The sequence below is a fragment of the Kosakonia sp. genome, assembly GCF_032104925.1.
In the GTDB taxonomy this organism is placed as follows: Bacteria; Pseudomonadota; Gammaproteobacteria; order Enterobacterales; family Enterobacteriaceae; genus Kosakonia.
This window is the reverse complement of sequence record NZ_DAMCGF010000007.1, coordinates 104,976-128,616: the sequence shown is the minus strand read 5'-3', so window position 1 is coordinate 128,616 and position 23,641 is coordinate 104,976. Positions and strand designations below refer to the sequence as shown.

The 23,641-nt window shown below is 55.0% G+C and carries 22 protein-coding genes; 9 read left to right on the top strand and 13 right to left on the bottom strand.

The genetic code is table 11. The annotated features are described in order from the left end of the window. The first annotated feature begins 119 nt into the window (after positions 1-119). From RT644_RS15720 to RT644_RS15710, 3 genes are all read left to right on the top strand, one after another. The gene (locus RT644_RS15720) at positions 120-2,513 is read left to right on the top strand and encodes a phosphoketolase family protein (RefSeq protein WP_313627244.1); all 2,394 of its coding nucleotides are present in this window, start codon (positions 120-122) and stop codon (positions 2,511-2,513) included. A 149-nt stretch (positions 2,514-2,662) separates the two neighbouring features. Further along, the gene (locus tag RT644_RS15715; RefSeq protein WP_269231142.1) at positions 2,663-3,976 is read left to right on the top strand and encodes a sodium:proton antiporter; all 1,314 of its coding nucleotides are present in this window, start codon (positions 2,663-2,665) and stop codon (positions 3,974-3,976) included. A gap of 89 nt (positions 3,977-4,065) precedes the next feature. Next, positions 4,066-5,022, top strand: a complete 957-nt coding sequence (locus RT644_RS15710; RefSeq protein WP_313627243.1) for a zinc-binding alcohol dehydrogenase family protein — start codon at positions 4,066-4,068, stop codon at positions 5,020-5,022. Here RT644_RS15710 and RT644_RS15705 read toward each other — a convergent pair. The 5 genes from RT644_RS15705 to ycgZ all read right to left on the bottom strand — a co-directional run bounded on the left by RT644_RS15705 (position 5,006) and on the right by ycgZ (position 7,805). After that, the gene (locus RT644_RS15705; protein WP_313627242.1) at positions 5,006-6,529 is read right to left on the bottom strand and encodes an alpha/beta hydrolase; all 1,524 of its coding nucleotides are present in this window, start codon (positions 6,527-6,529) and stop codon (positions 5,006-5,008) included. The two genes, RT644_RS15710 and RT644_RS15705, sit on opposite strands and share 17 nt — an antisense overlap. Next, a complete protein-coding gene (locus RT644_RS15700; protein WP_160269839.1) occupies positions 6,529-6,681 on the bottom strand; it encodes a hypothetical protein in 153 nt (50 codons plus the stop codon). Before RT644_RS15700 ends, RT644_RS15705 begins: the two co-directional genes overlap by 1 nt. Before the next feature lie 108 nt (positions 6,682-6,789). Next, on the bottom strand, positions 6,790-7,068 hold the full coding sequence (locus RT644_RS15695) for a biofilm development regulator YmgB/AriR family protein (protein ID WP_170956311.1): 279 nt from the start codon (positions 7,066-7,068) through the stop codon (positions 6,790-6,792). 41 nt (positions 7,069-7,109) lie between these two features. Continuing rightward, positions 7,110-7,418: a hypothetical protein gene (locus tag RT644_RS15690; RefSeq protein WP_045509656.1), complete on the bottom strand. Its 309-nt coding sequence runs from the start codon at positions 7,416-7,418 to the stop codon at positions 7,110-7,112. 147 nt (positions 7,419-7,565) lie between these two features. Next, positions 7,566-7,805 carry a regulatory protein YcgZ gene (gene ycgZ, locus RT644_RS15685; RefSeq protein ID WP_016495733.1) on the bottom strand — a complete coding sequence of 80 codons (240 nt, stop codon included), beginning with the start codon at positions 7,803-7,805 and terminating at the stop codon, positions 7,566-7,568. Between the two features lie 333 nt (positions 7,806-8,138). On the opposite strand from ycgZ, the gene RT644_RS15680 reads away from it, so the two are divergent. The 3 genes from RT644_RS15680 to RT644_RS15670 all read left to right on the top strand — a co-directional run bounded on the left by RT644_RS15680 (position 8,139) and on the right by RT644_RS15670 (position 11,175). Next, positions 8,139-9,362: a diguanylate phosphodiesterase gene (locus tag RT644_RS15680; RefSeq protein WP_313627241.1), complete on the top strand. Its 1,224-nt coding sequence runs from the start codon at positions 8,139-8,141 to the stop codon at positions 9,360-9,362. Positions 9,363-9,462: 100 nt separating this feature from the next. Then, the gene (locus RT644_RS15675; protein WP_097405835.1) at positions 9,463-10,209 is read left to right on the top strand and encodes a MerR family transcriptional regulator; all 747 of its coding nucleotides are present in this window, start codon (positions 9,463-9,465) and stop codon (positions 10,207-10,209) included. A 156-nt stretch (positions 10,210-10,365) separates the two neighbouring features. Then, positions 10,366-11,175 carry a hypothetical protein gene (locus RT644_RS15670; protein ID WP_313627240.1) on the top strand — a complete coding sequence of 270 codons (810 nt, stop codon included), beginning with the start codon at positions 10,366-10,368 and terminating at the stop codon, positions 11,173-11,175. Between the two features lie 59 nt (positions 11,176-11,234). On the opposite strand, the gene RT644_RS15665 is transcribed toward RT644_RS15670, so the two are convergent. The 5 genes from RT644_RS15665 to RT644_RS15645 all read right to left on the bottom strand — a co-directional run bounded on the left by RT644_RS15665 (position 11,235) and on the right by RT644_RS15645 (position 16,602). Further along, complete coding sequence (locus tag RT644_RS15665) at positions 11,235-12,470, bottom strand: MFS transporter (protein WP_313627239.1); 1,236 nt, start codon at positions 12,468-12,470, stop codon at positions 11,235-11,237. A gap of 20 nt (positions 12,471-12,490) precedes the next feature. Next, complete coding sequence (locus RT644_RS15660) at positions 12,491-14,026, bottom strand: DHA2 family efflux MFS transporter permease subunit (RefSeq protein WP_313627238.1); 1,536 nt, start codon at positions 14,024-14,026, stop codon at positions 12,491-12,493. 10 nt (positions 14,027-14,036) lie between these two features. Next, a complete protein-coding gene (locus RT644_RS15655; protein WP_313627237.1) occupies positions 14,037-15,215 on the bottom strand; it encodes an efflux RND transporter periplasmic adaptor subunit in 1,179 nt (392 codons plus the stop codon). A gap of 22 nt (positions 15,216-15,237) precedes the next feature. Next, on the bottom strand, positions 15,238-15,693 hold the full coding sequence (locus tag RT644_RS15650) for a MarR family transcriptional regulator (RefSeq protein ID WP_016495726.1): 456 nt from the start codon (positions 15,691-15,693) through the stop codon (positions 15,238-15,240). A gap of 123 nt (positions 15,694-15,816) precedes the next feature. Next, positions 15,817-16,602, bottom strand: a complete 786-nt coding sequence (locus RT644_RS15645) for an HAD-IIB family hydrolase (RefSeq protein WP_313627236.1) — start codon at positions 16,600-16,602, stop codon at positions 15,817-15,819. Positions 16,603-17,281: 679 nt separating this feature from the next. Here RT644_RS15645 and RT644_RS15640 point away from each other — a divergent pair. After that, positions 17,282-17,788, top strand: coding sequence for a ferritin-like domain-containing protein (locus RT644_RS15640; protein ID WP_016495724.1), 507 nt, complete (start codon positions 17,282-17,284; stop codon positions 17,786-17,788). A 27-nt stretch (positions 17,789-17,815) separates the two neighbouring features. Further along, entirely contained in the window at positions 17,816-18,691 is an 876-nt protein-coding gene (locus RT644_RS15635) for a manganese catalase family protein (protein ID WP_016495723.1), read from the top strand. 36 nt (positions 18,692-18,727) lie between these two features. Here RT644_RS15635 and RT644_RS15630 read toward each other — a convergent pair whose 3' ends face one another. Both RT644_RS15630 and RT644_RS15625 read right to left on the bottom strand, forming a co-directional pair. Continuing rightward, a complete protein-coding gene (locus tag RT644_RS15630) occupies positions 18,728-19,555 on the bottom strand; it encodes an MBL fold metallo-hydrolase (protein WP_313627235.1) in 828 nt (275 codons plus the stop codon). An 18-nt stretch (positions 19,556-19,573) separates the two neighbouring features. Then, on the bottom strand, positions 19,574-20,320 hold the full coding sequence (locus tag RT644_RS15625; protein ID WP_313627234.1) for an OBAP family protein: 747 nt from the start codon (positions 20,318-20,320) through the stop codon (positions 19,574-19,576). Positions 20,321-20,951: 631 nt separating this feature from the next. Here RT644_RS15625 and katG point away from each other — a divergent pair. Then, on the top strand, positions 20,952-23,135 hold the full coding sequence (katG, locus tag RT644_RS15620; RefSeq protein ID WP_313627233.1) for a catalase/peroxidase HPI: 2,184 nt from the start codon (positions 20,952-20,954) through the stop codon (positions 23,133-23,135). A gap of 43 nt (positions 23,136-23,178) precedes the next feature. Here katG and RT644_RS15615 read toward each other — a convergent pair whose 3' ends face one another. Further along, a complete protein-coding gene (locus RT644_RS15615; protein ID WP_016495719.1) occupies positions 23,179-23,580 on the bottom strand; it encodes a RidA family protein in 402 nt (133 codons plus the stop codon). Positions 23,581-23,641: the final 61 nt, after the last annotated feature.

The following is a 23,641-nucleotide window of genomic DNA, read 5'->3' as shown; positions in this document are numbered from 1 at the left end:
AAAGGGAACGTGATGCTGTTCATTTCGTCATCAGAAAACACGGTGTGCCAGGCTTAAAGGGAAATTTGTTCGCCTGCAAGGGCAACGCCTGGTTTACCTTCTGACGACGCGAGGAAAGCATGACACAGATATCGTCTCTCTCTGACCACGAAATTCAGCTGCTTGATCGCTACTGGCGCGCGGCCAATTATCTCTCTGTCGGGCAAATCTACCTGATGGATAACCCGCTACTGCGCGAGCCGCTCAGGCCGGAACATATCAAACCGCGCCTACTGGGCCACTGGGGTACCACGCCGGGGCTGAATTTTATCTATGTTCATCTCAACCGCGCCATACGCCAGCGCGATCTCGATATGATTTATATCTGCGGCCCCGGCCATGGCGGGCCAGGCATGGTGGCCAACACCTGGCTTGAGGGGAGCTACAGCGAAATCTACCCGCAGATAAGCCAGAACGCCGACGGCATGAAGAAGCTGTTCCGCCAGTTTTCTTTCCCCGGCGGCATCCCCAGCCACGCCGCGCCCGAAACGCCCGGTTCGATTAATGAAGGCGGCGAGCTGGGTTACTCACTTGCTCATGCGTTTGGCGCGGTGTTCGATAACCCGTCCCTGATTGCCGCCTGCGTGATTGGCGATGGCGAAGCGGAAACCGGCCCGCTGGCCTCGAGCTGGCACGGCATAAAATTTCTCAACGCCGCCCGCGACGGCGCGGTACTACCGATCCTGCACCTGAACGGGTACAAAATTGCCAACCCGACGCTTCTCGGGCGCACCAGCGATGATGATTTACAACAGCTCTTTCGCGGCTACGGCTACGAACCGCTGTTTGTCAGCGGCCATGAACCCGCCAGGATGCACCGCCAGATGGCACAAACGCTGGAACAGGCGCTGAACAGCATCCGTGACTATCAGCAGCAGGCGCGCAGTGGCGAGGCGCAGACCACCGTGCCGCGCTGGCCACTGATCATTCTGCGCAGCCCCAAAGGCTGGACAGGCCCGCAAACCGTCGATGGCAAAAAAGTGGAGGATTTCTGGCGCGCGCACCAGGTTCCGGTTTCATCATGCCGTGAAAACGATGAGCACCGGCAACTGCTGGAACAGTGGATGCGCAGCTATCAGCCAGACGATCTTTTCGATGCATCGGGACAACTCAAAACAGAACTACAGGTACTGGCCCCGGTCGGCGACAAGCGCATGGGCGCGTCGCCGTGGGCCAACGGTGGTCGTTTACGCCGGGAACTGGTGACGCCGGACCTGCATCACTACGCCGTCGAAGTGACCTCCCCGGGCGAAACGCAGGCCGAATCCACCGCCGCGCTGGGCGCCTATCTGGCCGGTATTTTCGAACACAACCGCGATAATTTCCGGCTGTTTGGCCCCGACGAAACGGCCTCCAACCGGTTGAGTAAAGTATTCGACGTAACGAATCGCACCTGGCAGGAGCCGCTTAAACCCTATGATGAGCAACTGGCGCGCGATGGCCGGGTGATGGAGATCCTGAGCGAACATCAATGCCAGGGCTGGCTTGAGGGCTATTTGCTGACCGGGCGTCACGGGCTGTTCAACTGTTATGAGGCGTTTATTCATATTGTCGACTCGATGTTTAACCAGCATGCGAAGTGGCTGAAAGTGACGCGCAACCTGCCCTGGCGCGCGCCGATATCGTCGCTCAACTACCTGCTCTCCTCGCATGTCTGGCGCCAGGATCACAATGGCTACAGCCATCAGGACCCCGGTTTTATCGATCATGTCGCCAATAAAAAAGCGGATATTGTGCGCATCTACCTGCCGCCGGATGCCAATACCCTGCTGTGTGTCGCCGACCACTGCCTGAAAACCTGGGATCGCATTAATGTCATCGTCGCCGGGAAACAGCCTGCGCCTCAGTGGTTAAACCTCGACGACGCGGCAAAACACTGCGCTGCAGGAATGGGGATCTGGTCATGGGCCGGAAACGTGCAGCAGAACGAAACTCCGGATGTGGTGATGGCCTGCGCGGGCGACGTGCCGACCATGGAAACCCTCGCTGCGGTCGACCTGCTGCGTCATTACCTGCCGGAGCTGCGTGTTCAGGTGGTGAACGTCGTGGATCTCATGGCGCTGCAAACCCAGGATCAGCATCCGCATGGCCTGAGCGAAGAAGCCTTCGAGGCGGTGTTTACTGCCGATAAGCCGGTGATTTTTGCCTTCCACGGCTACCCGAGTCTGATTCACCGCCTCACTTATCAGCGCAACAACCACCGCCATTTTCACGTGCATGGCTTTATGGAAGAAGGCACCACCACTACGCCATTTGATATGACCGTACTCAATGAACTGGATCGTTTTCACCTGGCGCAGGAGGCGATTTTGCGCGTGCCGTCGTTACAGGGCAAAGCGGATGACATCCTGGAGGATCTGGCGCAAAAAATTGCCGCGCACCATCAGTATGTTCGCGAATATGGCGAAGACTTGCCTGAAGTGCAGAACTGGAAATGGCCATCGCAGCAAGGAGAAGGCAACGTACCGGAGTAAACGGGCGTGCAACCCGCACGCGTAATGTCCCATGCGTTACCAGCACGCCGTTCGCCACGCGCGGCGTGCTGGCATTAGGGAGCACGCTGCTGGCACATCTTTTGGTAGCAGCTATACCTGTTAAGAAGATGATTTTGCTTGGGAGTAGTATGGAATATCTGGCCTGGACCGCTGCGGCGGGTTGTTTGTTGTTGTTTATGTCTCTCTCTTACGGCTGGATAAGCCGTGTCCCGGTGCCCATTTTTGGCCTCTATCTGCTGGTGGGTATTGCCTGCGGGCCGTGGATGCTGGGGCTGATTGGCATTGATATTGTTCGCCACGCCCCGCTTACCAGCCGGATAACGGAAATGGCGATGGCGGCGTCGCTTTTTATCACCGGGCTGAAAATCCGCCTGCCGCTTACCTCGCCTTACTGGCGAATGGGCATCATGCTGGCGCTGCCCGCTATGTTGCTGACCATTGCCGGGATTATGCTCGCCGCCCATTTTATGGCCGATCTTTCATGGCCGTTATCGCTGGCGCTGGCGGCTATTCTCGCCCCTACCGATCCGGTACTGGCAAGCCTGGTGGCTATCAACGATGCACAGGATGATGACCGCCTCAGGATCGCGCTCTCCAGTGAAGCGGGTCTCAATGATGGCACCGCGCTGCCCTTTTTGATGCTGGCGCTGGTCTGGCAAAAAGCCGGTGGCGCAATCAGCGCCGGGGAATGGTTTCACTGGTTGAGCGTCGATCTGCTCTGGGCGCTGATCGGCGGGCTGGGTATCGGTTTTGTTCTCGGACGCTTAATTGGCCTGGTCGCCACACGCTCACGCCACGCGCAGGGGGAAGTGGCACCCAGCGATTTTATTGCGTTAGCGCTGATTTGCCTGAGTTTTTCGCTGGCGATGATGCTCAGCGCGTCCGGTTTTCTCGCGGCGTTCGCTGCCGGTATCGGCCTGCGTAGCGCCGAGATGAGCGTACAAAAACGCCACACCAGCGAGGACGATCACGACCTGCCCGCCGAGATGCAGGTGAATCCGCATACCCGGCACGGGCTCGAAGAGCATAACCCGATCAAATCCGTCGGTCTGGTGGTGGGCGATGCGCTCTCCTTTGGCGATACCGTTGAGCGGTTGCTGGCCGCCGGGCTGGTGATCGTGCTTGGTGTGACACTGTCACGCCACTGGGATGCCAGCGCGCTGCTTCTGGCCTTCACCGTGTTTATCATCATTCGCCCCCTCGCCGTCTGGCTGCTGACCTGGCGTTCGGGTGAATCCGTGCTGCATCGGTTAAGTCTTGGCTGGCTGGGCATTCGCGGGATCGGCAGTCTTAACTATATCGCCTACGCCTGGACGCATGGCCTTCAGAACGCGGGAGCGATAACCGATATCGCCATCACCATCGTGACGCTAAGCGTGCTGGTGCACGGTATTTCAGTCACGCCATTACTCACCCTGCGGCGAAAACAGGAACAGCGCTGAACGTCGCCGCGAACCATCATACGCAGACGTAGCGTCGCTGAGCTTGCGGCGTTGTCATGCTCACCCGCAGATAAAAACAGGAGACAACGATGAAAGCCGCACGCTATTTTCAGCCGGGAAAACCGGAGGTTTTACGTTATACCGACGTCCCCGAACCTGTTTGTGGTCCGAACGATGTGCTGATCCGCGTAGAAGCCATCTCGCTTGAGGGCGGCGATGTGATTAATCGCGCCACGGCCTTCCCCGGCGAGCAAGGTGGTATTCCTGGTTATTCCGCTGCGGGCACGATTATTGAAGTCGGTGCGCAGGTAACAGATCGCCACCCGGGACAACGTGTGGCGACGCTCGCGCTCGCGGGTTCTCATGCCCAGTACCGCGTTGCACCCGCGCAATGGTCATGGGTCATTCCCGACGGGCTGGATGTTGTTTCCGCGTCGGTTATCCCGGTGAGTTTTGGCACGGCTGCCTGGGCGCTCTCTTCACGCTTAAAGATCAAAGCAGGCGATAGCGTGCTTATCCAGGGCGGCGCGGGTGGCGTTGGGGTTGCCGCCATTCAGCTTGCGAAGGCGCAGCGCGCGCGCGTGCTCGCCACGCTTTCCGGTGATGCCCGCGTAAGCCAACTGACAACGCTCGGACTTGATGTCGCACTGGATTACCGCCAGCAGGATATTGTCGCCGAGGTGAAACGGCTGACAAACGCAGCCGGCGTGGACGGCGTTCTCGATCTGGTCGGCTCGACGCTGGAACAATCCATCGCCTGCCTGCGCGAATGGGGAACCGTGGTACTGGCCGGTAACGCCGGGGGAAATGCCCGCGCCGATCTGGTGGCATTACAGCAAGCTAATCAAACGATTAGCGGGCTTTTCTGGGGGCGTGAACTTGCCCACCAGCAAGCACGAGATTCAATCGACACGCTGCTGATGGATGTCAGGGATAACAAATTCAGCGTGATCATCGACAGAGAGTTTTCCCTGCAAGAGGTGGTGCAAGCCCACCGCTACGCAGAGGAAAACCGCGTGCTGGGGCGCATTATTCTGCGTCCCTGACGGCTGGCGACTGGCGAGAAGCATTGAGGCACGCCGGGAAATCGCGCTTATCGCTGCACGCAATGCGCTGGTTTATTTGCGCCATCATCCACGGGAAAAACGGGTTGGAACTGGCGCGCATCAGCGTATCAAGACTCACCGCCAGCGTATTGGTTTCGCCGCGTAGCGAAATAGCGCCGAGGCTTATGCCGTATTGATTATTCTGCGCCGGATACAGGCCGTACAGGGAGTCATTCAGTGGAAACGGCAGCGCAATGTGCGACAGCGAAAACATCCCCGGCGGCCAGGCAATGTGTAACGCCTCCTGCGTCTCCTGCACCGCCTGCGCGGGCGTCATGCGGGCAACCGTGTCAACGCTGTCGGCGGCGGCATTGGTAATGACGGTGGTTGTGTAGCGACGTGGCGGCGCAGGCAGCAGCGTATTCACCGCCAGCGAGGCTGACGGGCGAAACAGCGCACCGGCATTGGCCGCCTGGTTGATATCAAACAGCACTAACTCGCTGCCGTTTTGCGGCACATAGCGGTACAGCGCGTCGACCACCGCGCGGGTACTGACCGTGGAATCCATCACCGACTGGAACGTCAGCACCGGCGGTAAGTCTTTTATCTGTCCGCTGCGCGCGGCCTGCTGGATCTGCTGCTGCAACGCCTGCGTTAGCAACCATGATTGTCGGGCGGCGTTAACCGGAAACGAATTGTATTTATACGGGTTGAATTCTGGCACCACATTCAGCCACGCCGCTTTGGCAAACGCCGGAAACGCCGCGGGCCAGCCAGCGAGCCCGGCAAAACGCGCATAGGACGGGACGCCGATCATCGGCGATAACAGAATGATGTGTTGTGGTCGGCGCAGCGCGCTGTTGCCAAGGCTATCCAGCGCATACTGCATGGCCAGTGCGCCCCCGTTCGAGTAGCCGACAAGATGCAGCGGTACGGACGCTCCCGCAAGCCTTGTGGCTTCCCGCACAGCCAGTCGCGTGGTCGCCAGCCATTGGTCGCGATCCACTTTCACCAGCGCGCCCGGTGCTGTGCCGTGCCCCGGCATGCGCGGCACCACCACCACAAATCCCTGCTGCTGCCAGGCCTGCGCCAGGTAACGCATGCTGTAGGGCGAATCCGTCAGCCCGTGCAGCAACACCGCCGCGCCGCGAATAGTGCCTTGCGGCATCAATACCTGAGAGCGGTTCCAGTTGGGTTGAAAACCGGCGGGGTAAACCCGGCTTTGCGCGTAAAACCGGTTAAGCGGTGTTTTCTCATCGTCGCTAAGCGCATCCGTGAGCTGCGTTTTCATGTCGCGGAAAAGCGTGTCTTCGTGCGCAAGATAGTCGGCGAAACGGGCGTGGTCGATCGCTTCGGCAGACATTTCATCAGCAGACCAGCGGTGCCATGACTGCAATGAAGGGCCTTTTTCCGACTGATAAACGCGGCCAATAAAAAAAACGATGCCGAGCACAAGCAGCCCAACGGCAAGCTTTCTGGCAAGTGGGATGAGCTTAAAACCTGACATTATTGCCCTTTGTCGCCACCAGGCGCGGCGATGCCGTTACGAAACAGTGCACAGAGAATAGTGCCACTTTTCAGATTGCGGCAAATCACTACGTCGGCAGGCAAGCGTAAAAAAACCCTGGTGTGGCAGGTGTTGGCAAATGGTGTTTTCAACAAGTGGAGCCAGTAGAAGCCAATAAAGGAAGGCAAAAAACCGCTATTGGCAGATTATTGCCACCGTCTGCTTTTGCGGACGGTGGCAATAATCCCTCGTTCCTGAGGTCAGATATCATCCGTCGTATGGTGTACAACAATTTCCAGTGTATTGCGGATAATGTCGCTTCGTACCACATCATCCGTGCTTTCGATCATCCGGATAAGTTCAAGAATCAACGCCTTATGGGTTATACGTTCATCGGCTGCGACTATGCGTCTGATGGCGACACCAAGAATGGCGGATTCCTCTGCAAGTTTTTCACCACCGCTGCGAAAATATTCCATGAGAGAAAGATCGGTAAGATTTTCGTACCCATCAGAACTTTCAAGCATAGCCTGGCTCATTTCATTACCCCATGTTGAGTTCATTCTTATCAGCACTTCAGTCAGTGTTTTTTACTACTGCCCGGCTGCTTGTTGCCAAACAGTGGATAAATGTTATCCCTGCGATCCTCATTCCATTCCATGCCTACCGCGTCTGCGCCATGGCGCATTTCGCCCAGCGTGTTATTGCTGATTTCGGCAATAATGCGCCCCAGCATCTTGCGCCGTTGGCTGTCAGGCTCACTGCTCTCCATCGAACGCAGCCGGGCTATCAGGGCCTGGGTGCTGATAGGAGAGTTGTCTTTCAGGAGTGACAACACGGCCACTCCAATAAGTTCATCTGTCAGTTGCTCTATTTCACTACTGTTCATAACTGCATCTCGGGTTGCCGCCCGTTGCCGAAGTGCAATTGCGGCATGAAGCCAATTCTCACGTGGTAGCGTTCTGCCAGAGCTTATGGCGCCCCGTGAGAATTGACTCAAATAACCAGGTCATTTATCGCGATTAGTCTTTTCATCTTAACGATCAAACAGCAAACCAATCAGCGTGTGATAGTGGCTCTCCTCTTCCGGGCCAGATGCTTTTTCAAGCCGCGACAACAATTTCGTACAAATAGCCTTACGGTTCAGATTGCGGCCTTCGGTCAGGATCTCGACTGCAATGCGTCCTAATGTTTCTTGCTGCGTTGGCAGCGTGGCTTTATCAAAGTAGCGAGTAACAGCATTCGCTGTGTTTGGAAGAAAACCATTCTGTTGCATCTGTTAATCCTCTAAAGTCCATGAGTCAGGAAAGTACAATTAAAGTTATACAAAGATTGCTAATATGTACATAGAAATTGTACAAAATAATTAGCCCCCTATAGAAACACTCCATAAATTTATACAAATCATCGAGTTAACACGAGAACAAAAGCTCTCGGACGCAACAGGCTTGTACAAATTACCTGTATCGATGCCTGCTGAGTTGTTAACATTTCTGCATAATCACCTGCGGACATACGCGAACTATTTGAAAATAAATGGAATAACGGCACAACGTCCTGGCTATCTTCTGCTAAGGTAAATATTCCTAAATATCCCGCCGGAACTCCTATGCTTACCACCATCATTTACCGCAGCCACCTGCATGACCATGTCTCGTTTAAGATGCTTGAAGAGATGGTCGCAGCCGCCAATATCAAAAATGGTCGGGCCAGCGTGACGGGGATCCTGCTATTCAATGGCACCCATTTTTTTCAATTGCTTGAAGGGCCTGAAGAAAGTGTTACGGCTATTTATCAGGACATCTGTGGCGATGACCGCCATTACAATCTGGTCGAAGTGCTCAGAGACTACGCGCCGTCAAGGCGCTTCGGTAAGACCGGAATGGAGCTGTTCGACTTGCGCGATCACGATCGTGAAGCGGTATTGCAGACCGTATTTGATAAAGGCACAACGCGATACCAACTGACCTACGGCGATCGCGCATTGCAGTTCTTTCAGACCTTCGTCGAAGACAGCGAGAAAGAGTTCTACTACGAAATTCCACCGGGCGATGCCTGGGAGTTTATTGCCGATGGCAACGCGATACCCCTGCCGCCAGGCGTCCCGGATAGCCGTGCCGACTGCCATTTTGCTTTCCAGCCTATTGTTGACCCCTTTGCCCGCCAGATTGTCTCTGTCGAAGCGCTGCTGCGTACCCGCGTAGGCGGCTCGCCGCAAGACTGGTTCGACGATATGGCCGGGGATGATATTTACACCGCCGATTTACGAAGTAAGCGCGTCGCCTTTGCGATGGCCGCGGCGTTAAAGCTGGGTGCGCAGACGCTCTCGGTAAATCTGCTGCCCATGACGCTGGTAAAGGTGCCGGATGCCACTGAATTTATTGTGCAGGCGATTAAAGAGCACGGGCTGGTTCCTGAACAGGTCATCGTGGAATTTAACGAAAGCGCGGTGTTTTCATGCATTGATGCGTTTACGCAGGCGGTAAAAATGCTGAAAGGTGCCGGTATTCGTGTGGCAATCGATCACTTCGGTGCCGGGTTTGGCGGGCTGGTATTGCTGACGCAATTCCAGCCGGACCGAATCAAAATCAACCGTGCACTGATTGCGGACGTGCACAAAAGTGGCTCCCGTCAGGCCATTGTTCAGGCGATTATCAAATGCTGTACCTCGCTGGAAATTGCTATTTCCGCCGTCGGCGTCGAAAAGGCGGAAGAGTGGATGTGGCTTGAATCGGCGGGCATTTCTCAGTTCCAGGGACACCTTTTCGCGCGCCCGGATGGAAACGGCATTCCGGCCGTGGCCTGGCCAGAAAAAAGAGATGAGATGATATAAGCTGTGCAGCGAAGTTGTACAAAAAAGGATTTGTACAACTTTGCAAAGTTAACTTAGTCTGTGAAAAGAGCACACTGGCGTTAAAGAGTACGAGGGAGCTATGGCTTTTTATAGTATCGGCGAGGTTGCCGAACGCTGCGGGATAAACCCGGTCACACTACGCGCCTGGCAGCGTCGCTATGGGCTGTTAAAACCGCAGCGCAGTGAAGGTGGTCATCGTCAATTCGATGAGTCTGACATTCAGCGCATTGTGGAGATCAAGCGCTGGATCGATAACGGCATTTCCGTAAGCAAAGTTAAAGCCTTGCTCGACGACAACAAATTCGCCGGGCAAACAAGCTGGGCGTCACTGCAGGAAGAGTTGATGTCGATGCTGCGACAAGTGAATCCCTCCCGGCTGCGCGCCACCCTTCACACCTTGAGTCAGACACACGCAGCGGATGTGCTTATCGACGACATACTGGTGCCGGTACGCCAGCGGCTCAGCCGCGATAAAAATACCGCACGTGTGGTGTTAAGCCTGCTGGACGGGGTATTAGTGGAGTTCGCCGCGTCAGGCATTGCCACCGCGCGTGAACAGGCAGCGAAAACGGCGCTGCTGATCGCCTGGGGAAATGACGATCGCACCCATCTATGGCTCGAAGCATGGCGCCTGTCACAGCAGGGCTGGCGCATTGATGTCCTCGCCGAACCGCTCGACTCCCCTCACCCGGAATTTTTTCCCGGCCAGCATCTGTTTGTCTGGACCGGCAAACCGCTCACGCGCAGCCAGGCGCAGCAGCTTGCCCACTGGCGGGAACAGGGGTTTGCTATCGCTCACCATAGCGGCAAGGCAGAAAGCATCTGAGACTGGCATTCAATTCAGCCTTGCTTCTCTATCGCTATCGGTTTGCTGAAAACCGTTTTGCCTCCCCACTACTCCTGATGATCGCGGAGATCATCAGCTCTGGTTATAATCGCTTCGCCAGTTCGCACAGAAAATAATATTAATAAGGGGAGCATTGTGACGGAAAAAGCATCAGATTCAGATTTGAAGGAACAGATAACGGGTTTTGCCAGTAATATTATTTCCAGCCGATTAAAAGGGCCTGTGTATATCTATTTATTGTGCTCACTGGTCGCATTTAACTGGAAGCACATATTACTTATCGCCATGTCGGATGAGAAAATAGAAACCCTCCTTAAAAATATCACCAGCGCTTACCATTTCTCGCATAACTATTTTTACTGGCCGCTGGTGGTGGGTTTTGGCATGTCTATAGCCATGCCGGTACTGGATTTTGTTGTTAATTTACTCTCCTCTTTTGTACGCATTGGTGTTAACTGGTCAGATCGCGTCGCAAATGCCGCATGGCAATGGTTTATGGATCGTATCAATGCAGGCAGAACAAAGACGCTCAAAAAAACGCTGGCGCTTGAAGCTGATCTTGCAAAAGCCCAATTTCAACTTGATAACGCCCAAAAATCTCTCAGCAATACCCGACAACTCTCCTCCTCTGTTCGCCAGGAAATTATTTCGCTTGCCGCGCGGCTGGCTGTTATTTCCGGGAATATAAGCACTAACCTGGAAGCTTTAAACGATCCGGAGAAAGTTCAGAGCACCCTTCACAAACTGTTTGATTTTGATGAACGTAATCCGGGACGTGCGTTGGCGAATAAAATATATATGACTAATGCATGCGAAGATTTTATTGAAGCAATAATACGGCAAACGCAATCATTCTCTAAAGAGGATATAGAAAAGATAATGGCGTTTCTGAATCTTCCCTCCGCCACGGCCGAAGAGAACGAACCCGCGGCTGCTCAGGGTTAACCATTCTGCCAGGCAATACTTTCCCTGAACAGAGCCCGGCGTAAACCGGGCTGATTAACCTACCCCATATCACTTTCCAGCCGCTGGCGGTAGCGCAAACCGGGGAACCACTTCATCCAGAGGGCTACCACAATCAACGTGCCGACACCGCCAATCGCCGCCGCAGGCACCGCGCCAAGCCACGCCGCCAGCATACCGGATTCAAATTCGCCGAGCTGGTTAGAGGTGTTGATAAAAATGGAGTTAACCGCGTTCACCCGCCCGCGCATCTCATCTGGCGTATCGAGTTGCACCAGCGAACCGCGGATCACCATGCTCACCATGTCGAAACCGCCGAGCGCGAACAGCGCCAGCAGCGACAGCCACATCCAGCTTGAGAAGGCGAACACCAGCGTCGCCACGCCAAACCCCGCCACGCACATAAACATGATCATGCCGACATTGCGCGTCAATGCGCGGTGGCTTAACCAGAAGCCCACCAGCAGCGCACCAACGGCTGGCGCACTACGCAGCAAGCCCAGACCAAGCGGCCCGGTATGCAGCACATCATGGGCGAAAATGGGCAGCAGTGCGGTCGCGCCGCCGAGCAGTACGGCAAACAGATCGAGCGAAATCACCCCCAGCACATCCGGGCGGTTGCGGATAAACCCAACACCGGCAAACAGCGAAGATAGCGTCGCTGGCGTGCGCGGCGGCTGCGCCTGTTCATACCGCAGGGTCATCACCAGCAACAGCGACACCAGATAGAGCCCGGCGGTAACGCTGTACACCACATCGGCCCCCGCCGCGTAGAGAAAACCGCCCAGCGCCGGGCCGACAATCTGCGCCGCCTGGCCGGAAACCGCATTCGCGGCTGTTGCTCGCGGTAAAATGGAGAGCGGCACCAGCGCCGGCAACATCGAAATCATCGATGGCGACTCAATGGTTTTGGCGCAAGAGATAACAAAGATAAGCGCCAGAATCACCCACACGCTGGCATCGCCCTGCCACGTTAACCACGCCAGCGCGGCGATGGCCAGCCACTCGAGAATCTGCGCCAGCAGCACCACGCGACGGCGGTCAAACTGGTCGGCGATATGTCCGGCAGGCAGCGCCAGCGTTAACGAGGGAATAAACTGCACCAGACCAATCATCCCCAGCCAGAACGCGCTCTGTGTCTGGGAGTAAATTTGCCAGCCGACGATGATAGATAACATCTGAAAACCGAAGCTGGAGCTGGTTCGCGCCAGCCAGAAGGCAACAAAAGAACGATGCTGCAATAAACGACCATCACTGCCTGGTAACACCGGAGCCATAGGTTATTCCATCTCTGTTATTAGTGTCCTGCCGACGGCGCGCCCGGCGCACCGGAACGCACAAACGGCGGGCGGGCAAACCAAATCACCACCACCAGCGCCAGAAATCCCCAGCCCAACAGCCAGAAATAGTCGATGGTCGACAGCATATAGGCCTGCTGTTCAATGGTTTTATCCACCGCCGCCAGGTGTTGCTGCGTCACGCCGCCCATTTTATGCAGATAGTCGGTGGCCGCCGGGTTATACACGGAGACGCTTTCCGTCAGGTTAGCGTGATGGTAAACCTCGCGGCGCGACCAGATCCAGGTGGTGAGCGACGAGGCAAACGAGCCGCCCAGCACGCGGAAAAAGGTTGCCAGCCCGGAGCCTTCCGCCACTTCGGCACCGTGCAGATTTGACAGCACAATGGTGGTGATCGGCATAAAGAAAAACGCCACGCCGATACCCATAAACATCTGCACTTCCGCCACGGTGCGAAAATCGACACTGGTATTAAACTGCGCGCGGATAAGGCAGGATGCGCCGATGGTCAGAAACGACAATGACGCCAGCAGGCGCAGATCCACTTTATGGGCGTAGCGACCGATAAACGGTGTTAACAGCAGCGGTAAAAAGCCCATCGGCGCGGCGGCAAGCCCGGCCCAGATGGCGGTATAACCCATCTGGGTTTGCAGCCACTGCGGCAGGATAATGTTAATGGCGAAAAAAGCCGCGTAACCGAGCGTCAGCGTTGCGGTGCCAATGGCGAAGTTGCGATCTTTAAACAGCCGCAGGTTCACAATCGGGTGCTGCTCCCCCAGTTCCCAGATGACAAACGATGCCAGCGCAATGGCGGAAAGTACCGACATAACGATGATTTCCGTGGCGTTGAACCAGTCCATGTCGTTGCCTTTATCCAGCACCACCTGCAACAGGCCCACGCCGAGCACCAGCAACGCAATGCCGATGTAATCGATCGGCGAATGAGAGGTGGTTTCTTCGCGCTCTCGCAGCTGTGTCCAGACCACGATGGCGGCGAAAATCCCTATCGGTACGTTGATATAGAAGATCCACGGCCACGAGTAATTGTCGGTGATCCAGCCGCCGGTAATCGGCCCGACAATCGGTGCGACCACGGTCACCATCGACAGCAACGCCAGCGCCATACTGCGTTTGCTGGTCGGGAAAATCACCAGCAATAGCGTCTGGCACATCGGGAACATCGGCCCGGCAAAAAAGCCCTGCAGCGCGCGGAAGATAATCAGCTCGGTCATGCTGTGGGCGAACCCGCACAGAAACGAGGTCAGAGTGAACAGCGCCACCGAACCGACAAACAGCTTGAGCTGACCAAAGCGACGGGTAAACCAGCCGGTCAGCGGCAGCGCAATAGCATTGCACACCGCGAACGAGGTAATCACCCAGGTGCCCTGATCCGAACTGACGCCAAGGTTACCGGCGATGGTCGGCAGCGCAACGTTCGCGATGGTGGTATCCAGCACCTGCATAAAGGTTGCCAGCGACAGCGCAATCGTCGCCAGCAACAGGCTGGGTGGCGTAAACGCCGACTTATCTTGCATAACGTCTCTCTTAGCGGGCGCTGGACGCTACCGCCTGGCTGTTGTCATGAAGAATTTTCGTCACCAGTTGATCGGCGTTCTCCAGTGCGTTCTGGTAAACGTCGGTGGTGAAGCGCGGGGCAGCAACCGTTTTGGGCGGCAGCAGATCGCCATCGGCGTTACGAATATCCACGCGGGCAAACATCGACAGCCCCACACGCAGCGGATGTTTCTGCATGTCATGCGGATCAAGAGTGATGCGCACTGGCAAACGCTGGATAATCTTGATCCAGTTCCCGCTGGCGTTTTGCGCCGGCAGCAGCGAAAACGCACTGCCGGTGCCAATGCCCAGACTCTCAATGGTGCCGTGGTACTCCACATCGTCACCATAGAGATCGGCGGTCAGCGTCACTTTCTGCCCCAGACGCATGGTATTCATCTGGCTCTCTTTAAAGTTGGCGTCCACCCACACCTGATCCAGCGGCACAATCGACATCAGCGTGGTGCCGGAATCGACGCGCATCCCCAGTTGTACCGCGCGTTTTGCGACAAAGCCGCTTACCGGCGCAACAATGGTGCTGCGCGCGTTATCGAGGTAACGCTGGCGCAACGTGGCAATCGCGCTTTTGATTTCCGGATGGCTGTCGATAACCGTGTCATCGGTCATCGCCAGGTTAGTGCTTAACGCCTGTTGCGCCGCCGCCAGATCGCTTTTCGCCGTGGCGACCGCATCACGGTAGTGCGCTAAATCCTCAACGGAAATCGCGCCGCTGGTGGCGATTTTTTGCCGACGCGCATAGTCGTTCTGCGCGGTTTGCAACGCGGTTTGTTTCGCCGCGACCTGCGCACGGTAGTTATCGACCGTGCTGTACAAGCCGCGCACCTGGCGCACAGTGCTGGCCAGGTTCGCTTCTGCCTGTTGCAGGGCGATTTCGGTGTCACTCGGATCCAGCAACACCAGCGGCTGCCCTTTTTCGACATAATCGCCTTCATCAACGGAAACCTGCGTCACCGTCCCGCCGATTTGCGGCGTTAAGGTCACCAGGTTGGCGTTGACGTACGCATCATCAGTACTTTCGTAGTAACGGGCATATAACAGATACCAGGCCAGACAGCCTGCGGCGATAAGCAGCAAAACAACGAACAGGATAGCGAAGTTGCGCTTACGTTTGCTCGGCGCGCGTTCGGGTTGTGCAGATGAAGTTTGCATCTTGATACCTTTTCAGGACAGCTTAGCGATGTGGGCGGGTTGCCTCGTCCGGCAACATTTTTATCAGCAGTTCAACCAGCAGCCGCGACTCGTCGGCGGTCAGACGCCTGGTCATCGTACTGAGAATCGAGGCCAGCGCCTCATTCTGAAATCGGTCACAAATCACGCGCCCTTTGTCGGTCAGTTCGAGAATGACCTGGCGTTTATCTTCCGGGTTGGTGGTGCGCACAATCAGATCGCGCTTGACCATGCGCTCAAGCATGCGGCTCATCGCCCCGGCATCCATCAGCAGATTTTTGCTCACTTCAACTGGGCTATTGAAGCCTTTATAGATACTTATCAATACCTTGAACTGTGCAGCGGTGATATCCGCAGCAGAAAAGTACTGGCTAATAAGCTGGTCTTTGAACTGGTTTGCCAGATGAATCAACAAACCGAGGTGCAGTTTTGGGTTGGGAATATCCGCAGCGTTAGTCATGATATTTGCCTGGTCAGTAATTACAAATGAAATTACTGACCAGGCAGTGAACTGTCAATGAATTGTCAAGATAAGCGCACGTTTTGTCAGTGCGTGATGGTGTTCCGGGTGGTGAAGATCAACTTAACGTGTTGATTTTATAGCTCGTGAAGCGAGCAGTGCATTCGCGGCTTCGACAAACCCGGCCCCACCCGGCCCACGCGTGATCCAGGCAGGCGCCTGGGGCAGCGCATCAAGGCACTCCAGCACGGTACTGACGCCTACCGAATGGCGGAAAAAGGCAAACATCGGTGCATCATTGAGTGAATCACCGGTATAAAGCACCGAGTCAGGGTCGCTATCGATGTCGAGGTTGTAGTGTTCGCGCAGCACTTTTCGCGCCATCACCAGCTTGTCGTAACCGCCCAGCCAGCCGAGCAGCCAGAGATTATTGACCGTGACACTGGCTCCATGACTGCGCATGCAGTTGATGATGGCGGCGTTTTGTTCGTCATCCGCCGTGCGGGAAAAAGCAATACTGGTCAGTCGAAAGGGCTGGTCATCAGCCAGCGTGGCCGTGGGAACCTGGCGTTTTACGTCGTCAATAATATGCGCTAATTGTGGTGTCAGTTTCGCCTGCGCGTCGTGCCAGTAGTGACGCGCAATCCCCTCCTGTGCACGGCGATAAAAAAGCCCGCCGTTTTCGCCAATCACCCCCGCCACCGGCCACATTCGCGCCATTTGATCGCACCAGCCAGCCGGTGCGGCGGTCACAGGGATAACGCTGATCCCCGCGTGGTGTAACTGTTCCAGCGCCTGGTAGGTGGCTGCAGCCAGTTTTCCCTGGTATGTCAGGGTTTCGTCCATGTCCGTCAGGACAAAACGTACTGCGCGGAAAGTCGCGGCATGGGCATTTTCCAGTTGTTTCATGATGTTCTCCTCGTGGGCTAACAGGGTAACGAGCCATCAGCGCCCTGAACATCATTCTGGTTAGCAATAATCCTCATATGGAAAAGTAAAAACGGGCATATGCCGCATGCACCTGTCAGGTAAGGCATCACTCTCTTTTTTAACGCCGCGAATGGAGCGGTTCAACTGTGCATTCGGCGGCAACCCTTTCGGCGGGCGCGAGGACTGAGATAGTTCTTAAACTTGCTGAATATCACGCGTGTAGCCGCTTGCCAAACGTAAAGAAATGTCAAAAAAGGCCACGAAAAAGCCAGCTATACCTGCCAAAAATGAGTGATAGTGACACAGGTGATTAATGAAAACGAAAGTGCATGCCGTTAAGTTATTAATATTAATGAAAATTTATTTTTTAAAAAATAATAACAAGCGAAACGGCGAGCAAAAAATATATTCAACCCAACCTGTTTACGCCTCGGTTTGACTAAATGAGGTCAGTGTCTAAATTTAATATCAAGCGACACACGCTGGCATGTAAATATAAAGCAGGAAGGATATCAGGATTAATATTTGTCTATTTAATTCATCTCGCGTTAATAAACGCCGCATAACTTCCCCTGATATTTTTTATTAATAGTATAACTGCTGATAACAGCGGCAGTGCCCTATTTTGCTTATCCACTCAACCATGAAAGGATCAGATATGACACCTCAAGAAAATTATCACGACTGGTTACGCGATGCACATGCCATGGAAAAACAAGCTGAGTCAATGCTTAATGCCATGAGCAGCCGCATCGATAATTACCCCGATTTACGCGCACGAATTGAGCAACATTTAACGGAAACGCAAGGGCAAATAAAATTGCTGGAAACGGTGATGGATCGTAACGATATTAACCGTTCGTTAATGAAAGATGCCACCAGCAAAATGGCGGCGATGGGTCAATCATTTGGCGGCATGTTTGCACCGGATGAAATCGTTAAAGGCGCAATCAGTAGCTACGTCTTCGAACAATTTGAAATTGCCTGTTATACCTCGCTTATTGCCGCGGCTGAAAAAGCCGGTGACAGCGCCAGCATCGATATTTTCAAACAGATCCTGGCGGAAGAAAAAGCCATGGCCGAATGGGCACTCAATCATATTCCGGATGTGACAGAACAATTTTTGCTGCGCAGCGCAGCGGAAGGCGTGGAAGCTAAAAAATAATAAATTTTATTTTTCAGGAGGCAAGCAATGTTTCGTCATGTAAAGCAACTGCAATACACCGTGCGCGTCAGTGAACCGAATCCAGGGCTGGCCAACCTGCTGCTTGAACAGTTTGGCGGCCCGCAAGGGGAACTGGCTGCGGCATGCCGCTATTTCACCCAGGGGCTGGGTGATGAAGACGCCGGTCGCAAAGAGATGTTGATGGACATCGCGACAGAAGAGCTCAGCCATCTGGAAATTATCGGTTCGCTGGTCGGCATGCTCAATAAAGGGGCAAAAGGCGAGCTGGCAGAAGGCACCGAAAGTGAGGCGGAGCTGTATCGCTCGTTAACCGAAAACGGTAACGACAGCCATATTACGTCGCTGCTGTACGGCGGCGGCCCCGCGCTGACTAACTCCGCCGGTGTCCCGTGGACCGCCGCTTATATTGATACGATTGGCGAAGTGACCGCCGACTTGCGTTCGAATATCGCCGCCGAAGCGCGCGCGAAAATTATTTACGAGCGCCTAATCAATGTCACCGACGATCCGGGTGTAAAAGACGCGTTAGGTTTCCTGATGACCCGTGAAGCCGCGCATATGCTCTCTTTTGAGAAGGCGCTCTACTCGATTCGCAATAATTTCCCGCCAGGAAAATTACCGCCAATCGAACAGTACACCAACGTCTACTACAACATGTCGGAAGGTGACGATCCGCGCGGTAGCTGGAACAGCGATGAGAACTTTGACTATGTCGCCGATCCACAACCGGCGGTGGACGGCGGTGACGGCTCCGCCACCACGACGCTCAGCCCGGAACAACTGGCGCTGGTAAAAGCGATGGCCGAACGCACCAAATCCGATCCGACTGTGGATCCCCTCACCGGCGCCGACCTCGGTAGCGGTGAACCCCAGCCGAAATAAGCATCCCGAAAGCATCTGCAAGGCAGATGCTTTTTTTTATCGGCGTTGTAACGCACGCAACTCCTGCGCATCGTGGCTACAAAACAGCCGGATCTCCTCGCCATGCGTTAACGCCAGCTCGCGCAGACGTTGCTGGTTAACCCTTCTGGCTGCGTTATCCATCGCCATCATCCATTGATAAAAACGCAGCCCCGGCGTGCAGTGGCGCTCCGTCCCCCCGATTTCCCCCCGGTAAAACCAGGCGTCACCGCCGTGCAGTAGCCAGCCAGCGGGATGCTGAATGGCAATACCGGCATGACCCAGCGTGTGACCAGCGAGCGGGATAAGCAAAATCTCCGGCGGCAATCCACGCAGGGCCGTCACGGCATCAAAGCCGTACCACTTCTCGCCTTCGGCGGCATACCCCTGCCAGCCCGAAACGCCCTGCCACTGGCCGGGACGATAGCGTTCGCGTGTAAGCCAGCTGTGCCGCTGCTGCGCAGTGTCGATTTCGTGCTGTAAGAGATGGATCTGCGCCTGCGGGAAATCGGTCAGGCCGCCGGCGTGGTCAAAATCCAGATGGGTCAATACAATATGCCGCACATCTGCAGCCTTAAACCCTAACGCCTCAACCTGGGCCAGCGCCGTTAAGTTTTCCCGCTGCTGGATGTTGTTCAACAGGCGAAAAAAAGCCGGGATATTGCGCCGGGGCTGGCGCATATCGGTGGTGCCGAAGCCGGTATCCACCAGCACCAGTCCGTGGCGTTGTGTTTCAAGCAGCAGGCAGTGACACGCCAGATGCGCATGCACACCTTTGCTGAAACCGTCATACAGCGCGCCGCCGAGTGGGCACATACAGCCGCAATTAAAATGATGAATAATCACGTTTGCCCTCCGCGAGCGTTATTTATGCGCATGTGTACCTTCAGAGAGCGTAACGGGCTTGATTTGAATCACCTGCCCCTGTTCCCACGCATCCGCGCCCTGTGCCACCGGGTGCGCTGGCAGATCTTTGCGCTGCTGCCTGATAGCCGGGGTGCTCACGCCAAAACGGCGATCGCGGTCAGCAAGCAGCGCCGGATCGAGTTGCCCATCTTGTGTAAATCCCATCATTAGCGCGGGCACGCCCAGCGGCAGCGTCTGGTCACGTTCAGTGTGCCAGGTGTGCCAGGTCTTGCCGTAGGTATTCACGATATTGCTCATCAAGGCTTTTTCGGCGACGGCCGGTAAACCCGGCGCAATAAGCGAGCCGGATTTCACTTCATAACGGTGGCTATGCCAGAGTTTTTTCTCCTCGGGCGGCAGCGTTTTGAAAAGTCGCTCACTGATGATGTATTCCACGCCCATCAGCCGTGCATTTGCGGTATTACCGTCATAAATCACCGCCTGCATGACATCATTATTTAACACGGTGACATAATGATGGGCTTCCATTTGCCCTTGTCGATCGCCGTTATAAAAATGAAAGCCATCAAGGTAAGCACTTATTGCCTCAATTGGCGGGCGAGATTGTATTAGCGCTGCGCCTGTTTCGAGGGTTTTCATTTTCCCGGAAGTTTTCTCGCCAGGTATAGCCGTTTGCGGTTCGCTATTATTGGCGCCACAGCCAACAAGCATCAGGGGAATAATAAGATGTAAAGCCAGACGCATTGATCTTTTTCCTTAAAGTCAGGTGGAATAATCAGGGTAGCGTATGCTGCGTATTCGGCCAGTTATATTGTGATAATGTGCCGTTACGTCATTATTAGCGAAACGGTAAAAAAGAAAAAATGTCGCTCTGTACATAAGATTATCCACAACCCTTCCCCCACGCTGGCAAAAAATGCATTGCCGTAATCTCTTTCTTATTGAGCAAACGCAGCGAAATGCAGTTGCTACATAGCGTGTTTATTAGCCATTCCGTTTTGGCCGATTAAATTAACATTGCGCAGATAAAGCATCGGAAAATTATTCCAGGCGCGGAGATGGATATATTTCGCCAAAACGTTGGCGTTTAATTTCAAAGAGAGAATACACACCTGCGTTCCATACGCTTGCAGGTAGCGCCTGCTGTACCGTGGTGACGTCGTCACAAAAAATGCGCTACGCCCGGAAAAAAACCGTAACGGTAGTGGTGGAATTGCTAATGTTTAGGAGTGGGTAGCGCAGTTAAGCGATTTGCGTCAAGTTTTTACCATTTTATAGAAAGGTATTAACTATCAAATCTGTAGATTCATTCAAATACCTTTATCAGGAAGCAGTGTATATCGTAACGACAGAACACAAGCAAATGGAGCCCGATATGAGCACGTCAGACGATCAATCCCTCTCGTCATCCGTCGAGAAATGCCCCTTTCATAACAAAAGCAGCGAAAAAAGTGCAGGCCCGGTAACCAGTAACCGCGACTGGTGGCCGAACCAGTTACGCGTAGATTTGCTAAACCAACACTCCAACCGTTCTAACCCGCTGGGTGAAAATTTTAACTACCGCGAAGAGTTCAAAAAGCTCGATTATTCCGCGCTCAAAGCTGATATCCGCAATGTGCTGACCGATTCCCAGGAGTGGTGGCCAGCAGACTGGGGCAGCTATATCGGCCTGTTTATTCGCATGGCCTGGCACAGCGCCGGCACCTATCGCACCGTTGATGGTCGCGGGGGTTCAGGTCGTGGTCAGCAGCGCTTTGCACCGCTCAACTCGTGGCCGGATAACGTCAGCCTTGATAAAGCGCGTCGTCTGCTGTGGCCGGTGAAACAAAAATATGGTCAAAAAATTTCCTGGGGCGATCTGATTATTCTGGCGGGCAACGTGGCGCTGGAAAATGCCGGCTTCCGCACTTTCGGTTTTGGTGCCGGGCGTGAAGATGTCTGGGAACCGGATATGGATGTCGACTGGGGTAATGAAAAAGAGTGGTTAAGCCACCGCCACCCGGAAAGCCTGGCGCAGGCCGCGATTGGCGCAACCGAGATGGGGCTGATTTACGTTAACCCGGAAGGCCCGAACGCCAGCGGCGAGCCCGTTTCTGCAGCCTCTGCCATTCGCGCCACCTTCGGCAATATGGGCATGAACGATGAAGAGACCGTCGCGCTGATCGCCGGTGGTCATACGCTGGGCAAAACCCACGGTGCCGCCACGCCGGATAACCATGTCGGACCAGAGCCGGAAGCCGCGCCGCTGGAAGCGCAGGGTCTGGGCTGGATGAGCAGCTACGGTAGCGGTGCAGGCGCAGATGCCATCACTTCCGGTCTGGAAGTGGCATGGACGCAAACACCCACCCAGTGGAGCAACTACTTTTTCGAAAACCTGTTCAAATATGAGTGGGTGCAAACCCGCAGCCCGGCGGGTGCTATCCAGTTTGAAGCGAAAGATGCCCCTGAAATTATCCCTGATCCGTTCGACCCGGCGAAAAAACGCAAGCCCACCATGCTGGTGACCGATTTGACGCTGCGTTTCGACCCGGAATTTGAAAAGATTTCGCGCCGTTTCCTCAACGATCCACAGGCGTTTAATGAAGCCTTTGCCCGCGCCTGGTTCAAACTGACCCACCGCGATATGGGGCCAAAATCACGCTACATCGGCCCGGAAGTGCCAAAAGAAGACCTGATTTGGCAGGATCCGCTGCCTGCGGCGGTTCATCAGCCGAACGGTGCTGATATCGCTAATCTGAAAGCTGCGATTGCCGAATCCGGCTTGTCGGTGAGCGAACTGATTTCAGTCGCCTGGGCGTCTGCCTCCACCTTCCGTGGCGGCGATAAACGCGGCGGCGCGAACGGTGCGCGTCTGGCGCTGGCACCGCAAAATGGCTGGGAAGTGAACGCTATCGCCGCGAAAGCCCTGCCCGCGTTGCAAAGTATTCAGAAAACGCTGGCGAAAGCCTCGCTGGCGGATGTGATTGTGCTGGCGGGCGTGGTTGGCGTTGAAAAAGCAGCGGCAGCGGCCGGTGTGCAGGTTAATGTGCCGTTTACGCCGGGGCGTGTCGATGCGCGTCAGGATCAAACCGATGTGGACTCTTTCGCACTGATGGAGCCGCTGGCCGATGGCTTCCGCAACTATCGCCGCGTGTGGGATGGTATCAGCACCGAAACGTTGCTGATTGATAAAGCGCAGCAACTGACGCTCACCGCGCCGGAAATGACCGTGCTGGTTGGCGGCCTGCGCGTACTGGGTGCGAACTATGACGGCAGTAAGCACGGCGTCTTTACCGACCAGCCGGGCGTACTGAGCACCGATTTCTTCGTTAACCTGCTCGATATGCGCACCGCATGGAAAGCCGCCGACGAGAAATCAGAGTTGTTTGAAGGCCGCGATCGCAAGAGCGGTGAGGTGAAATACACCGCCACGCGCGCCGACCTGGTGTTTGGCTCCAACTCGGTACTGCGCGCGCTGGCGGAAGTTTACGCCAGCGCCGACGGTAAACAGAAATTCGTCACCGACTTTGTTGCCGCCTGGACAAAAGTGATGAATCTCGATCGCTTCGATCTGCTCTAATCCCGCTCTTTATCCTCAAGCCTGCGACCTGTCGCAGGCTTTTTTATGCCGCGCGTTCAGGAATGCGCGCAATCACCTTAATTTCGAAATCAAAACCCGCCAGCCAGTTCACGCCCACGGCTGTCCAGTTGGGATACGGCGGCTGCGGGAAAAGCGCCTGTTTGACTTGCATAATGGTGGCGAACTGGTTTTCCGGGTCCGTATGAAAGGTGGTGACATCAATCAGATCATCAAAAGTACACCCCGCCGCCGCCAGCGTGGCCTGAAGATTGTCGAACGCAAGACGCACCTGTGCCGCGAAATCGGGCTCCGGGCTGCCATCGGCGCGGCTGCCAACCTGACCGGAAACAAACAGCAGATCGCCGGAGCGTATCGCGGCAGAGTAACCATGTTGTTCATACAACGCATGGCGATGAGCGGGAAAAACGGGTTCGCGTGGGATCATAGGGTTACCTTTTGCTGGTTGATTTGAGATACACTTCGTATATGAAGTTAATCCACATACA